Genomic DNA, 14,473 nt, shown 5'->3' with positions numbered 1-14,473 from the left:
AATTGCACACCTTTATATAAATTCAAACTTAGATTACAGACCGTTTTTAATGATCTCTTGCGCTAATTCGTCGGCAATTAAATGCGTTGATTTTTGCTCTTTTTCGCTACGGGCAAAAATTTCAGTTAACGTATTAAAAATACCTTCAACATGTTTATTAGACGCTGCTGCACTGTAACCTTCTGGCGCTGTTTCGTAATAAACATTAATAATACCACCGGCGTTAATTACGTAATCTGGTGCATATAAAATACCTTTTTCACGAATAACTTCACCGTGACGAGACTCTGCCAGCTGATTATTAGCACAGCCTGCAATAATAGTCGCCTTTAAACGCGGTATCGTTAAGTCGTTAACCGTTGCACCTAATGCACATGGTGCATAAACATCAACGCTTAAGTCGTAAATTTCATCAATACCAACTGCAGTGGCGCCAAAATCATTAACTACACGGTCAATTGCTGCTTGGTTAATATCAGTTACAAACAGTTCAGCACCCGCATCATGTAAATGTTTACATAAACCATAAGCAACAGCACCTAAACCTTGAACGGCCACTTTCACACCTGCAAAATCTTGATGACCACGTTGATGCTGTAGCGCTGCTTTAATTCCTAAAAACGTACCGTATGCTGTAAATGGCGATGGGTTACCACTTTTACCTTCAAGGCCCAGTACGTAATTAGTTTCTTTATTCATAATAGCGACATCAGCACATGTGATATTTACATCTTCTGCTGAGTAATAGCTGCCATTTAATCGCTCTAATTGACGACCAAATGCACGGAATAATTGCTCAGATTTAATTTCTTTTGCATTACCAATAATAACAGATTTACCGCCACCAAATGGTAGGCGCGCTACTGCATTTTTATACGTCATGCCTTTTGATAAACGTAGCACGTCGTAAACGGCATCTTCGTCGTTCGCATAATCCCACATTCTACATCCGCCAACAGCAGGACCTAGATTGGTATTATGTACAGCAATAATTGCTTTTAAACCCGACTCTTCATCAGAACAAAAAACTACTTGTTCATGGTTATCAAATTCAACTCGATTAAACACAGCCACTTAAAATACTCCGAAATAGTTAACCCGTGAGAGGGTATGCGCGCTGGAAATTGACGAGACTTTATCACTTCATATTAGAGTTCGCTACACTCACAGATGATAAAACCGATGAAAACATGACTCTTAGATTAAATAATCAAATTAAAACCTTTATACAGATAAAAAACCCATAAAATCATCATTAGGCAGTTTTAAAAACTGCAAATATAAAAACCACACTAACTTACGTTTACGTGAACGTAATGGCATTGCTATATGTAAAGTTTAATATACAAGTACTAACTGCCCGCTAAGCGCTATATTCTATAGGTTTACAGTAAAAAATGATGATTTAGAACAACTGGTCAGATGTGCAAACCTGATCATAGCTATATCTAAAAAACAAAAAAGCGAGCACCAGGCTCGCTTTTAACAACACAACTTAGGTTATTTTAGCTTGCTATCAAGCTCTTCTATTTTAGCTTTCCAGATTGCAGGGCCTTGTGTATGCGCATTGGCGCCCTCACTGTCTACTGCAACGGTCACTGGCATATCTTCTACTTCAAATTCATAAATAGCTTCCATACCTAAATCTTCAAAAGCAACTACGCGTGCTTTTTTAATCGCTTTAGATACTAAGTAAGCTGCGCCGCCTACAGCCATCAAATAAACAGATTTATGCTCTTTAATAGACTCAACAGTCGCAGGTCCACGTTCAGCTTTACCAATCATGCCTACAATGCCTGTTTTTTCTAGCATCATATCGGTAAATTTATCCATGCGAGTAGCTGTTGTAGGGCCTGCAGGACCAACTGCTTCATCGCGTACCGCGTCTACTGGTCCAACGTAATAAATAAATTTATTATCAAAGTCTACGCCTTTTGGTAAACCTTCACCTGAATTGATCATATCTTGCAGACGTTTATGCGCTGCATCACGACCTGTTAAAATAGTGCCTGAAAGTAAAACGGTTTCGCCCATTTTCCATTCTTGAACATCTTTTTTAGTCAGTGTATTTAAGTCAACACGGCGAGTGCCTTCGCCCACTTCAAATGTTACTTGTGGCCAATCTTCTAGTTTAGGCGCTTTTAAATTCGCAGGGCCAGAACCGTCAAGCGTAAAATGTACATGGCGAGTTGCCGCGCAATTTGGGATCATTACTACAGGTTTTGAAGCAGCATGCGTTGGAGCCGTTTTAATTTTAACATCAACAACCGTTGTTAAACCGCCTAAGCCTTGTGCGCCAATGCCTAACTTATTAGCACGGTCAAAAATTTCTAAACGTAGTTTTTCTTCAGTCGTTTCTGCGCCGCGCTCCATTAGTTCATGGATATCAACCGGGTCCATTAACGACTCTTTAGCCATCACTGCCGCTTTTTCAGCCGTACCACCAATACCTATACCTAGCATGCCTGGCGGACACCAACCAGCACCCATTGTTGGTAATGTTTTTTCTACCCATTCAGCAACGTCATCAGACGGGTTTAGCATAACCATTTTACTTTTGTTTTCAGAGCCGCCGCCTTTAGCTGCAACCATTACTTCTACTTTTCCACCCGCTACTAAATCAATATGCACAACCGAAGGCGTGTTATCTTTAGTATTTTTACGCGTGCCAGCAGGGTCTGCAACAATAGATGCACGTAAAGGGTTATCTGGATTCAAATATGCACGACGAGTACCTTCATCAACCATTTGTTGAACGGTTAAATCTGTTTTATCCCACTTAACATCCATACCTACTTTAACAAAACAGGTAATAATACCGGTATCTTGGCAAAGTGGACGCTTGCCTTCAGCCGACATGCGTGAGTTAATTAAAATTTGTGCAATGGCGTCTTTAGCCGCTTTACTTTGTTCTTTGTTGTAAGCTTTTTCGAGAGCTTGAACAAAATCAAGTGGGTGATAGAACGAAATATATTGCAATGCATCTTCAATGCTATCAATAAAGTCTTGCTGACAAATTGTACTCATAGTGGTTCCTTAAGTTACCGTTACGCGTTGTCGCGTAATCTAAATCAAACCGGTGACGGTGGTTTGCACTGTTTTTTACAGCTTAGTGCTGCCAAAAAATTTGACTTATGATACCCTCCCAGCCCGTTTCGAGCCAGTTCTTAAAGGGGCAGTAAATGCTAAACAATAAAAAAAATTGTATTAAATTAGGCATAACACAAAACTGCATTGACGTTTTTGCGCATTTTTCACATTTGCCTTATGCAATTCTATTAGATTCTGCAAATAGTAATCATATAAACAGCCGTTTTGATATTATTGCCATTGAGCCGCAAAGTACCCTTGAAGTAAAAAATAATAAAAGCTTTTTAAATAATATAGAAAGTAGTGATAACTGCTTTGAAATTATGAATAATGAGCTTTCGCATCTTGATAAAACAAAAGCCGATTACGATTTACCCTTTAACGGCGGCTGGCTTGGCTACTTTGGCTACGACCTAGGCCGTACAATTGAAAACATCCCCACTCGTGCTATTGAAGACATTAATCTTCCCCAAATGGCTATTGGCCTTTACTTAGATGCCCTTATTTACGACAAGCAGCAACAAAGCTGGTTTTATGTATCGCAGCCAAACACCGATCGATTAGCGCTTTATGAGCAATACTTAAATACACACCCTAACTCCCAAGTTAATACGCAGTCCTTTGCCCTAAACAGCGACTGGCAATCAAATATGAGCGAAACGGAATACGCTGCAAAGTTTGCCCAAATTGAGGAGTATTTAAAAAGTGGCGATTGTTACCAAATTAATTTAGCGCAGCGCTTTAACGCTCAGTTTGAAGGCTCCCCTTGGGCAGCTTATATTAAACTGCGTGAGGCAAATAAAGCGCCGTTTTCAAGCTTTATAAATCACCCTCAAGGGGCTATTTTATCAATTTCTCCTGAGCGCTTTATATCTGTAAACAATAACGTTGTAGAAACCAAGCCAATTAAAGGCACACTGCCGCGAAAAGCAGATGCACTAGAGGATCAACGCCAAGCGAAAATACTCGCAGCATCAGCTAAAGATCGCGCTGAAAATGTAATGATTGTTGATTTACTACGTAACGACTTAGGCAAAGTAGCAAAACCAGGCAGCGTTCACGTCCCTTCCCTTTTTGCTATTGAAAGCTTTCCGGCAGTGCATCATTTAGTAAGCACGGTAACCTCAGAACTTGATGAAGGTAAAACAGCGGTCGATCAGCTAAAAGCGGCTTTTCCGGGTGGCTCAATCACCGGTGCGCCCAAAATTAGAGCGATGGAAATAATTGAAGAACTAGAACCACATCGCCGCAGCATTTATTGTGGTTCGATTGGTTATTTAAGTGCATGTGGAAATATGGATACGAGTATTACTATTCGCACCTTGGTGTGCCACAAAGCGCAAATTTACTGCTGGGCAGGTGGCGGAATAGTCGCTGATTCTAAAGTCGAATTGGAATATCAAGAAACTTACGATAAAGTAAATAAAATCCTCCCTTTATTAAAACAGTAGGTCGTTTTGAATAGTGAACACATTATGGCGCGGTTTCTGTTAAGCCCTACAGCTGCGCCAAATCAGTTAAAAGACACACGTAAAAAACGCGCTAGCGCGGTTATGCTGCCAATTATTGATATAGATAACCATGCACATATTTTACTGTGTAAACGCCCTACTTATTTACACCATCACCCTGGGGAGATTTGTTTGCCCGGAGGCAAGTTTGAAGTAAGCGACATTACCCTTCGCACCACAGCACTTCGCGAACTAAAAGAAGAGCTAAATATTGCCCAAAGCAACGTTAATGTATTAGGTCACTTACCTGAGTATTCAACCTTAACGGGCTTTAGTATTAGTCCGTATGTAGGGTTACTTAGTAAAGATACCACCTGGGAAAATGACTATAATGAAGTACAAGCAAGCTTTTTACTGTCAATCACAGAGCTAAATAACGAAGCTAACTGGCAACCCTTACCTTTTCAACGATTTGGGAAAACGGTTATTTTGCAAGGTTTTAAAACGCCACATGGTTTACTTTGGGGTGCGACGGCAAGCATTATAAAAAACTTTACAAAACAACTCGCCTTACCAGTTTAAATCTTCGTTATTAGTAGTTACACAATCACAATTCCACGTTATCATGCTCGACCGTTCAAAGAGCAGCTTCGTGCTGATAAAACAAAGTAGAGACACACATTATGATCAGTGCATTTGATATGTTTAGCATTGGTATTGGCCCTTCGTCATCACACACCGTTGGCCCAATGCGCGCATCACGCTTATTTGTTAATGACCTACAAGAACAACAATTATTAGCAAATGTTACCGATATTAAAGTAGAGCTTTACGGCTCACTAGGTCAAACAGGTGTTGGCCATGGCTCAGGTAAAGCTGTAATACTTGGTTTAGCCGGTTACGATCCTGAAACAATAGATGCCGATTTAGTCGATGATATTTTAGCAACCATTGAAAAAGACCAAGTTATTTATTTAAACAAAACACACAAAGCCAAGTTTCCAAAGCAAGGTGCAATTGTTTTTCATCGTCGTAAAACGCTGCCTAAGCATTCTAATGCAATGGAAATTATCGCCTCAAACAACGGTGAAAAAGTTTACAGCAAAGTATATTACTCTATTGGCGGTGGCTTTATTGTCACCGACGAAGAGTTTGAAAACGAAAAACAGGCAGCCCTCGATATTAGAGAAGAAAACCCGGCCCCCTTCCCATTTGGCAGCGCAAAAGAGCTACTAGAGATGTGTAAAGAGTCTGGGTTTAGTGTTTCTACCTTGATGATGAAAAACGAAAAAACACTGCGCACTGAAGACGAAGTAAAAGACACATTGTTCCATATTTGGAAAGTAATGATGGCTTGTATTGACCGTGGTATGCGCACCGAAGGTATTTTACCTGGCGGCTTAAAAGTAAAGCGCCGTGCGCCCAGCTTATACTTAAAACTAAATATAGAGGTCAGTAACGACCCGCTTCGTGCAATGGACTGGGTTGATTTATTTGCCCTTGCCGTAAACGAAGAAAATGCGGCAGGTGGCCGTGTAGTTACTGCACCAACTAATGGTGCTGCGGGTATTTTACCGGCTGTGCTTATGTACTATCACACATTTGTGAAAGAAGTAGACCGCGATATAGCCACGCGTTATTTATTAACCGCTGCTGCTATTGGTATTTTATATAAAAAGAATGCCTCTATATCGGGTGCCGAAGTAGGTTGCCAAGGTGAAGTCGGCGTTGCGTGCTCTATGGCTGCAGGCGCATTAACAGAAATTGTTGGTGGCAATGTTGTGCAAGTAGAAAACGCAGCAGAAATTGGTATGGAACATAATTTAGGCCTAACGTGCGACCCCGTTGGTGGCTTAGTACAAGTGCCGTGTATTGAACGTAATGCAATGGGCGCTATTAAAGCAATTAACGCTTCACGTTTAGCTATACGTGGCAGTGGCGAGCAAAAGGTATCGCTTGATAAAGTGATTAAAACCATGCTTGAAACTGGTAACGATATGAAAACTAAATATAAAGAAACCGCTCGCGGTGGATTGGCTGTTAATATTATCGAATGTTAATCAGCTCGCTATAAAAAGAAAAAGCCGCCTATTTTTAAAATAGGCGGCTTTTTTATTATTCGTTTAATGTAGTGACATTATTTAACGGGTAACTCTATATCTGCAAATAACTTATCTACGTCATCTTGGTTACGTAATAAGCTTGCTCGCTCCACGCGCTCTTTAGTTAAATGCGGTGCAAAACGTTCGATAAAATCATACATATAAGTACGTAAAAAACTGCCCTTTCTAAAACCAATTTTGGTCGTGCTAGCTTCAAATAAGTGGCTTGCATCAATACACACTAAATCGGTATCGCTTACTTGATCTATAGCCATTGAAGCAACAACACCAACTCCTAAACCCAGTCGTACGTATGTTTTTATAACATCAGCATCGGTTGCGGTAAATACAATGTGTGGTTCAAGCCCGTGTGCGCTAAACGCTTTATCCAACTCTGAGCGGCCCGTAAAACCAAATACATATGTAATGAGTGGATATTGAGCAATATCAGCAACGGTTAAACTATTTGCCTTTTTAGCCAACGGATGGTCTTTAGCGACAACAATACTGCGATTCCAATGGTAGCAAGGCAGCATAACTAAATCTGAATACAAATGCAGTGCTTCTGTTGCAATAGCAAAATCGGCATCACCGCGTGCTGCAGCATCCGATATTTGCTGTGGAGTACCTTGGTGCATATGAAGCGATACCGCAGGGTATTTTTTCATAAACCCTTGAATTACGTTAGGCAAAGCATAACGCGCTTGGGTATGTGTTGTAGCAATATTTAACTTACCTTGATCAGGTAGCGTATGCTCATTAGCAACGGCTTTAATACCTTCTACTTTAGAGAGTATTTCACGAGAAATATTAATAATATCTTCGCCGGCACCGGTTACATGCGTTAAATGCTTACCACTGCGACCAAAAATTTGCACACCCAACTCATCTTCTAACATGCGTACTTGTTTAGAAATTCCTGGCTGCGAGGTAAATAAACTCTCAGCAGTCGCTGAAACATTTAATTTATGATTTTGTACTTCTACGATGTATCTGAGTTGTTGTAATTTCATGGCTGCAAATTTTAACGTTATTATTCATATTATTTATAAAGGCAATACCGCTTAAAACCAAGTGTTATTTACGTAAAATAGCACTTTAGGTCTTTAGGTGTGCAATTATCTGATTAGAGCTCAAGGCTAGCATAATAAATATGCTTCAGGTAGCGATGATTATTCAGCTTTAGTTTATAAGCCCTTAGGCTTACTGCAGTTTATAAAGAGCTCAACCTATCAATTTTTTGGTATATTTTTTAAGTTAATCGGCGCAAAGCTACCCTGTTAACGTATATTTAATGTAAGATTAAATAATTAGGTTATATATCCGAGAATTACACCATGATCGTTTCTATTATAATAGTGCTTATAGTTGCATTGATTGTGATTGCACTTTGGGTAAGTGCTGTACAACAACACAAAGAAAAACAAGAGGCAGAACGCCGTAAAGAGCTTACAAAACAGAAAGCTATAATAGAAGAAACGGAAGAGGCACTAATGAATAGTGCTAACATCCCCCTTTCTGAAAATCTAATTCGTACATTACAGCGCCGTATTTACGAAGCCTTAAATACAATGGTTACTAACTCGCAAACATCTAAAGCACTTAAAAGCCGCTTAAGTGAAGCAAAAACGCACTTATCTAATCCAGTTCAAGATAATAGCAGTGAAGCTTTAACGCTACCGAGTAATGACAAACAACTTGTAGGCCTAATTCAAGGCATTAAAAAATTACGCTCAATTTTACGCTCTGAACACAGCAAAGGTCGTATTGATAGCCAAGTTTTTGTTTTAGAAGATAAACGTCTCGAAAAACTACAACTGCGTATTAATATTGAAAGCCAAATAAAACGGGGCCTATCTGCCCGTTCAGCAAGTATGGTTGGCTCTGCAAGACAGTACTTTGAAAAAGCGCAGGCAACACTCAGTGCAGTCACCTACTCTGATGAATACGTAACAACAAAACGGCTAGAAGTTGAGGGTTACTTAGAGGCAATTAGTGTTGAACTGAGAGCTTCTAATGCAAGCGCACTTAAAAAGAAAACAGAAGAAGAGCAAGACGACTTAGATATACTGTTTGCTCCTAAAAAGAAATGGTAGTGCTTTTATAAAAGCATTAAAAAAGCCTGCACAAATTAAAATTTGTGCAGGCTTTTTTGTATTTTTGTTAGCTATTAAGACAAAAATGCAAACTTGAAAACAAACAAGGCTGTTAATATCCAAACACTAATACTGACTTGATCTTGCTTACCGCACAAGACTTTAACCGCCGTATAAGATATAAAACCAAGTGCAATACCGTGCGCAATCGAAAACGTTAATGGTGTCATTAGTAATACCACAGTAACAGGAATTGCATCGGTCATATCATCCCAGTTTACAAACTTTAAATTTTGCAGCATCAGAACAGCTACATATAAAATAGCGCCTGCCGTAGCATAAGCCGGTACCATTTGTGCAAGCGGTGCAAAAAACATCATTAGTAAAAAGCAAATGCCTACAACTACAGCTGTTAAGCCAGTACGTCCGCCAACAGATACACCAGCAACCGATTCTATATACGATGTAGTCGTAGACGTACCTAGCATCGCACCTGCAATTGTTGCTGAGCTGTCAGCACTTAATGCGCGCCCTAAACGAGGCATGTTACCTTTTTCATCAGCTAAACCTGCTTTTTGAGTTACCGCAACTAATGTACCCGAAGTATCAAAAAGATCGACAAACAAGAAAGCAAAAATAACACTCATCATTGATATATCAAAAGCGGCTGCAAAATCTAGCTGCATAAAAGTAGGCATTATTGATGGTGGCATAGCCATAACACCGTGATATTCAACAAGCCCCAAACTTAAAGCAATGCCAGTCACTAATAAAATACTAATAAGCACGCCACTTTTAAAATCGCGGTATAAAAGCGCTGCAATTACAAAAAAGCTTAATATAGCCAGTAACGGTCCTGGAGAAGTAATGTCGCCCAACTGCACTAATGTTGCCGGGCTTGAGACAATAATGCCTGCATTTTTAAGGGCAATTAATGCTAAAAAAGCACCTATACCCGTTGCGATTGCTCGCTTGAGCACCAGAGGTATGGCATTAATAATCCACTCTCTGACTTTAAATAAGCTTAAAAACAAAAATATACAACCCGACATAAATACAGCCCCTAACGCGGCTTGCCAGGTATAACCCATTCCTAATACGACACCATACGTAAAAAAGGCATTTAGTCCCATACCAGGCGCTAATGCTAATGGATAATTAGCCCATAAACCCATTATAAAACAGCCTATCGCAGCTGCTATACATGTCGCTACAAATGCAGCCCCTTGATCCATCCCAGCCTCTGCAAGCATAGCCGGGTTTACAAATACAATGTATACCATAGTTATAAAGGTAGTTAGGCCAGCAACGCATTCGCGTTTAACTGTTGAATTATTTTCGCTCAGTTTAAATAAGGCTTCGAACATAATAAACTTGTGATAGTAAAAAGTGGCGAGATTTTAACATAAAAATTATCTTTTACAGGACATTTTACCTTGCTATATACTAAACTGTTAAAGTAGTTAAAATAATAAATGAACCAATATGCTTAAAACAACACCTTGTGAGCAAGACTTAGAGCAACAGCTAGATAATATTTTAGGTTTTGTTACTCAACCCGAAAACACCTCTGTGCCCGTTGATAATAAAAAAGATGAGCAAAGTACGTTAAATAAAGCCCTATATTATTTAAAAAATAATCAAGCTCCATTGGCTGCAAAATGGATGCGACTTGCTGCAATGGCGGGAAACCATAGAGCACAGTTTTATTTAGGTTTATTTTTTGTGAAAGGTGAAGGCGTGCCACAAAGTGTATTTCATGCTGTAGCTTGGTTAAGCTTAGCAAGTAGCCAAGGGTACGCCCCTGCCACTGCAGCGGTTACAGATATACGCAAACATATCGAAACTAAGCGATTTAAAGATGCTCAATGTTATGCGGCAAGTTTGTACGAACAAATCCACCAACTCCAGTTTTCTCATATGATCCCTCGCACGAGTGAAAACACATAAGCTAGCTATGGCAGAAGTACTGTATGCAGTGTTAAAAAATACTGTATATGGTTATAAAGATAATCCTATACAGTATAAAACCCCAAAATGAAGACACTACGCAAAAAATTATTTTTAGAATACCTTCTCAAAAACAACCCTATAACAACCTGATTAATAAAGAATTATAAATTAAGAAATAAAAACAATGATCAAAAGCTGAATAACTGTACAAATAAATAGCATAAAAGGCTTGCACGAAAGCACTGTATAAACTACTGTATATGAATACTGTATAAAAACCCAGTGAGTGAAATTATGTTACAGCCTATTACCGTAAGAACAGTTAAAAGTTACCAACAAGATGAGCAAAGCGATTGCGTGAATTTGATTCAAATTGAAGATGAAATTTCAGCGACCTTTGAGCTTTTAAAAGTATTACACCAATACAATAGCTCTAATGCATGGACGTTACTAATTGCTCCAGATCACGTACCTAGCAAAGCTTTACTTGACTCATGCTCTATTGATACAAGTAAATTACTTGTTATTAGACAAAAGCACCTAGTAAATTTAGAGTATGTATTAAATTCTGCATTACATAACGGAAACTTTGCAGCGGTAATTACCTGGACCGATATAGTTAATAACCAACTACTTACGAATTTATCGTTCGATTTAAGTAAAACGAATACAAAACTATACTGTTTTACTAAAAAGTCTCAAACAACAGAGATATCACTCGCCCAATAAGCTTGTTAAACTAATGTTTTAGACTTTGTATTATTATTATGACTTCACTCAATACCACATTATGTTTTTGCAGCAGTGGGCACAATTATGCTGATTGCTGCGAGCCGCTTCACTTATCTGTTAAGCAAGCTGATTCTCCTGAACAACTTATGCGCTCACGATTCAGTGCTTATGTTATTAAAAATGCAGAATATGTTTATCAAACCTACGCAAAAGAAAAACAAGCTGAAAATCCGGTTAAAGAAATCAATGATTTTGCTAACAGCTGTCGATTTATAAATCTTGATGTAATTGGGTCAAGCCATGATGGCGATACCGGTACTGTAGAATTTAAAGCCCAATATTTTTATCAAAACTTATTTTGTGAGCTCCACGAAAAATCGCAGTTTATTAAAGAAAACACTCAATGGCGTTATTTAGATGGCACTATATATCCTGTTGAAGATATTAAAGTGGGCAGAAATGATGACTGCCCATGTGGCAGCAATAAAAAGTACAAAAAATGTCATAGCGTGTAATAAATAATCTTATTTAATATTTATCACCTACAAGGTGTTTTTAAGTGGCAAAGTGATTTATTAGCTAGCTAAACTTAAAAACACACTTGGTTACGACCTTGTATTTTGGACTCATACATTTTTTCATCTGCGATCTGCAAGGTGTTTTTGTTATTTACGTACGGTTGTAGGGTTGCACCGCCAATACTAATAGTCACAAAGTCATATTCTGAATATCTGTGTAATATTCCTAAATCGACCACATTTTGTTTAATTTTATCAGCAACACAAATCGCACCTTCAGTGCTTGTATGCGGTAAAACAACTACAAACTCTTCGCCGCCGTAACGCGCAACAAAATCGGTTGGCCTTTGCAAACTATTAGTAATAGTTTGTGCAACAAGGTTTAAAACCGTATCGCCTTGCACATGACCATAAAGATCGTTGTATTGCTTAAAGTAGTCTATATCGATGAGTAATAGTGCATAGTCGACTTTTTCTCGTAAGGCGCTTCGTTCCATTTTAGAAAAATGCGCATCAAAATAACGACGATTGAATACCTTTGTTAAATCATCTAGAAATACTTTTTGATTGAGTAAGTCATGTTGAAGTTTCATCGTAATATGGGCGCGCACTCTTCTATATAAAGTTTCCGAGTTAGTTGGTTTCTTTATAAAATCTACAGCTCCGGCTTCCCAGCACTCTTCTTCTTGATTTTCAGATGAGGTTACAAAAATAACGGGGATATCTTGTGTTTCAGATATATTTTTTAATTTTAGACATGTTTCAATACCACTCATTCCTTCCATATTAATATCGAGTAGTATTATATCTGGCGGATTATGTTTACAAATTTCAATCGCATCCTCACCACAGCTCGTTGTTGTTACACTAAAATGCTCTGATAATATTTTTTTTAATACAATTAAGCTTAATAGCTGATCGTCAACGACAAGTACCTTAGAGCTCTTTAAGCTTAATTTCAATTGGTGGTCAGAGTAATTTATCGGCATGGTACAACTGTTTTGTTTTTTTATTAAACACACCCTATATCACTACATTTTGCTATGCAAATGTTAATAAAGTAAAATTCTACTTATTGGTTACTAATAAAAATGATTTATGGTGAATCTTTAATGCATAAAAACAAAAAATGAGCCACTTGGGCTCATTTTAAAACTTCGAACACTTAATTAAATTAAGTGTTATTCGTCATCATCTAAATCTAACTGTTGACGTTGAGCAGGTCGAGCTAAAATCTCTACATAGAAAGAGGTCAAACCTTGCTTTTCAATTTCGCCAATTTGGTTACTTAATTCAGCAACGTGCACAACTTGCGCATCTTCAGCTGTGTTACCAAACTTACAGTCAAATGCCCAATAGTCAGCATCTTCAGGTAGCGTTTTATTACGCTCTCTTTTCAAATATTTTTTCACTTCGTGCTTTGCAGCATCAACCATACGAGGGTATTTGATTTTCTCGTGATTTAGCGTGAATGTTTTCTTCATTACGTTCCTAATTACCTTGGTTTAATGATAATGGCATTTCATGTCATACCATTTGACGCCATTATAGCAATTGCATTTAATTTTTGGATGCTTTTTTTTCATTAAATCAATTATTAGCAAATATATAAAGCAGACCCGTTATAAAGCATATATTAACTGGTGATTATTACAATCATATATCACACCGCAATGAGCTGAAGTGGTTGATGTAATGCATCATTATTAAGGCTGTCGTAAAAAGCAGCTGCATCTATAGGGGGATTAGCTAGTTGGGTTTGTTCGCTTTTAATTCTTCTTCTGACGGCAAGCTCACAGTTATCTATTATATTAAGTGGAATATGCTTATCATCATTTCTAATCGCAAGTGGTTCAGGGCTTAAGCATTGTCTTAACTTAATACTTGTCATACCACAGTGCTCTCCTTCTTGAGATATTAATGATGCATTAAATTGTCCAACCAACATATTATATTCATCAGGGGCTAAAAGTTGCTTTGGACCTGCGCCAAATTGCTTTCTTAACGCCTCTTCTTCTATAACTAAATTATCTATTTCAGTTTTTGGTAAGTGAAATTGACTAAAGTCGAGTGCGTCATGTGACAGCATCGCTAATAATAGTGCAAATTCGCCACGGCGATTTTCATGCACACTATTATTGAGTCTACTGTTTAACTGACTCTCTGTGATTAACAAATCATCTATTTGCATAGTCTTTAGCCGATTGTGGTAACTGATAGATATTTATCGGCTTTATTTCAATTTTCTTTAGCTTTTTTCTTTACTTAAATACGCAATTTGCTATTATCAGCGCCGTTGCATTGGAGGGGTTCCCGAGCGGCCAAAGGGATCAGACTGTAAATCTGACGGCTCAGCCTTCGCTGGTTCGAATCCAGCTCCCTCCACCACTTTTCTTACCGCTAAGTTAAGTGGGGCCAAATGCAATAAAATTAGTGTGGAGGGGTTCCCGAGCGGCCAAAGGGATCAGACTGTAAATCTGACGGCTCAGCCTTCGCTGGTTCGAATCCAGCTCCCTCCACCACTTCTCTAC

The 14,473-nt window shown here is 38.5% G+C and carries 14 protein-coding genes and 2 tRNA genes; 9 read left to right on the top strand and 7 right to left on the bottom strand.

Annotation, left to right across the window (positions count from 1 at the left end; all coding sequences use genetic code 11):
- Positions 1-33 precede the first annotated feature (33 nt).
- Positions 34-1,074 carry a Glu/Leu/Phe/Val dehydrogenase gene (locus GQR52_RS09110; protein ID WP_165728212.1) on the bottom strand — a complete coding sequence of 347 codons (1,041 nt, stop codon included), beginning with the start codon at positions 1,072-1,074 and terminating at the stop codon, positions 34-36.
- Between the two features lie 426 nt (positions 1,075-1,500).
- Complete coding sequence (locus tag GQR52_RS09105) at positions 1,501-3,027, bottom strand: fumarate hydratase (protein WP_007583843.1); 1,527 nt, start codon at positions 3,025-3,027, stop codon at positions 1,501-1,503.
- Between the two features lie 155 nt (positions 3,028-3,182).
- Between GQR52_RS09105 and pabB the strand changes: the two genes are divergently transcribed.
- From pabB to GQR52_RS09090, 3 genes are all read left to right on the top strand, one after another.
- Entirely contained in the window at positions 3,183-4,541 is a 1,359-nt protein-coding gene (pabB, locus tag GQR52_RS09100; protein ID WP_165728211.1) for an aminodeoxychorismate synthase component I, read from the top strand.
- Positions 4,542-4,547: 6 nt separating this feature from the next.
- Entirely contained in the window at positions 4,548-5,123 is a 576-nt protein-coding gene (locus GQR52_RS09095; RefSeq protein WP_165728210.1) for a CoA pyrophosphatase, read from the top strand.
- Between the two features lie 101 nt (positions 5,124-5,224).
- The gene (locus GQR52_RS09090) at positions 5,225-6,601 is read left to right on the top strand and encodes an L-serine ammonia-lyase (RefSeq protein WP_010555091.1); all 1,377 of its coding nucleotides are present in this window, start codon (positions 5,225-5,227) and stop codon (positions 6,599-6,601) included.
- Between the two features lie 77 nt (positions 6,602-6,678).
- On the opposite strand, the gene cysB is transcribed toward GQR52_RS09090, so the two are convergent.
- A complete protein-coding gene (cysB, locus tag GQR52_RS09085; protein ID WP_002961670.1) occupies positions 6,679-7,656 on the bottom strand; it encodes an HTH-type transcriptional regulator CysB in 978 nt (325 codons plus the stop codon).
- 324 nt (positions 7,657-7,980) lie between these two features.
- Here cysB and GQR52_RS09080 point away from each other — a divergent pair, with 324 nt between their 5' ends.
- Positions 7,981-8,739 carry a hypothetical protein gene (locus tag GQR52_RS09080; RefSeq protein WP_007583833.1) on the top strand — a complete coding sequence of 253 codons (759 nt, stop codon included), beginning with the start codon at positions 7,981-7,983 and terminating at the stop codon, positions 8,737-8,739.
- Positions 8,740-8,813: 74 nt separating this feature from the next.
- Here GQR52_RS09080 and GQR52_RS09075 read toward each other — a convergent pair whose 3' ends face one another.
- On the bottom strand, positions 8,814-10,106 hold the full coding sequence (locus GQR52_RS09075; protein WP_010555089.1) for an NCS2 family permease: 1,293 nt from the start codon (positions 10,104-10,106) through the stop codon (positions 8,814-8,816).
- 118 nt (positions 10,107-10,224) lie between these two features.
- Between GQR52_RS09075 and GQR52_RS09070 the strand changes: the two genes are divergently transcribed.
- From GQR52_RS09070 to GQR52_RS09060, 3 genes are all read left to right on the top strand, one after another.
- Positions 10,225-10,689, top strand: coding sequence for an SEL1-like repeat protein (locus GQR52_RS09070; protein ID WP_007583707.1), 465 nt, complete (start codon positions 10,225-10,227; stop codon positions 10,687-10,689).
- Positions 10,690-10,986: 297 nt separating this feature from the next.
- Positions 10,987-11,421, top strand: coding sequence for a SulA-like leucine-rich domain-containing protein (locus GQR52_RS09065; protein WP_007583705.1), 435 nt, complete (start codon positions 10,987-10,989; stop codon positions 11,419-11,421).
- A 38-nt stretch (positions 11,422-11,459) separates the two neighbouring features.
- Positions 11,460-11,939 (top strand): YchJ family protein, encoded by a 480-nt coding sequence (locus GQR52_RS09060; protein ID WP_010555087.1) that lies wholly within the window; start codon positions 11,460-11,462, stop codon positions 11,937-11,939.
- A 74-nt stretch (positions 11,940-12,013) separates the two neighbouring features.
- On the opposite strand, the gene GQR52_RS09055 is transcribed toward GQR52_RS09060, so the two are convergent.
- From GQR52_RS09055 to GQR52_RS09045, 3 genes are all read right to left on the bottom strand, one after another.
- Positions 12,014-12,931, bottom strand: coding sequence for a diguanylate cyclase (locus GQR52_RS09055; protein ID WP_165728209.1), 918 nt, complete (start codon positions 12,929-12,931; stop codon positions 12,014-12,016).
- Positions 12,932-13,123: 192 nt separating this feature from the next.
- A complete protein-coding gene (locus tag GQR52_RS09050) occupies positions 13,124-13,426 on the bottom strand; it encodes a DUF6172 family protein (protein ID WP_002961433.1) in 303 nt (100 codons plus the stop codon).
- 179 nt (positions 13,427-13,605) lie between these two features.
- Positions 13,606-14,133 (bottom strand): VC2046/SO_2500 family protein, encoded by a 528-nt coding sequence (locus GQR52_RS09045; RefSeq protein WP_165728208.1) that lies wholly within the window; start codon positions 14,131-14,133, stop codon positions 13,606-13,608.
- A gap of 112 nt (positions 14,134-14,245) precedes the next feature.
- On the opposite strand from GQR52_RS09045, the gene GQR52_RS09040 reads away from it, so the two are divergent.
- Both GQR52_RS09040 and GQR52_RS09035 read left to right on the top strand, forming a co-directional pair.
- Positions 14,246-14,330 (top strand) — tRNA-Tyr (locus GQR52_RS09040).
- A gap of 49 nt (positions 14,331-14,379) precedes the next feature.
- Positions 14,380-14,464 (top strand) — tRNA-Tyr (locus GQR52_RS09035).
- Positions 14,465-14,473 lie beyond the last annotated feature (9 nt).

The sequence above is a fragment of the Pseudoalteromonas sp. 31A1 genome (assembly GCF_011378815.1).
Classification (GTDB): Bacteria; Pseudomonadota; Gammaproteobacteria; order Enterobacterales; family Alteromonadaceae; genus Pseudoalteromonas; species Pseudoalteromonas arctica.
Note: the sequence above shows the minus strand (reverse complement) of the source record. Positions and strands in the feature narration are given on the sequence as shown.

Excerpts from the sequence above, each read along its gene's own strand:
- GQR52_RS09105 (WP_007583843.1), bottom strand. The coding sequence starts at position 3,027 with ATGAGTACAATTTGTCAGCAAGACTTTATTGATAGCATTGAAGATGCA.
- pabB (WP_165728211.1), top strand. The coding sequence starts at position 3,183 with ATGCTAAACAATAAAAAAAATTGTATTAAATTAGGCATAACACAAAAC.
- GQR52_RS09090 (WP_010555091.1), top strand. The coding sequence starts at position 5,225 with ATGATCAGTGCATTTGATATGTTTAGCATTGGTATTGGCCCTTCGTCA.
- cysB (WP_002961670.1), bottom strand. The coding sequence starts at position 7,656 with ATGAAATTACAACAACTCAGATACATCGTAGAAGTACAAAATCATAAA.
- GQR52_RS09080 (WP_007583833.1), top strand. The coding sequence starts at position 7,981 with ATGATCGTTTCTATTATAATAGTGCTTATAGTTGCATTGATTGTGATT.
- GQR52_RS09075 (WP_010555089.1), bottom strand. The coding sequence starts at position 10,106 with ATGTTCGAAGCCTTATTTAAACTGAGCGAAAATAATTCAACAGTTAAA.
- GQR52_RS09070 (WP_007583707.1), top strand. The coding sequence starts at position 10,225 with ATGCTTAAAACAACACCTTGTGAGCAAGACTTAGAGCAACAGCTAGAT.
- GQR52_RS09065 (WP_007583705.1), top strand. The coding sequence starts at position 10,987 with ATGTTACAGCCTATTACCGTAAGAACAGTTAAAAGTTACCAACAAGAT.
- GQR52_RS09060 (WP_010555087.1), top strand. The coding sequence starts at position 11,460 with ATGACTTCACTCAATACCACATTATGTTTTTGCAGCAGTGGGCACAAT.
- GQR52_RS09055 (WP_165728209.1), bottom strand. The coding sequence starts at position 12,931 with ATGCCGATAAATTACTCTGACCACCAATTGAAATTAAGCTTAAAGAGC.
- GQR52_RS09050 (WP_002961433.1), bottom strand. The coding sequence starts at position 13,426 with ATGAAGAAAACATTCACGCTAAATCACGAGAAAATCAAATACCCTCGT.
- GQR52_RS09045 (WP_165728208.1), bottom strand. The coding sequence starts at position 14,133 with ATGCAAATAGATGATTTGTTAATCACAGAGAGTCAGTTAAACAGTAGA.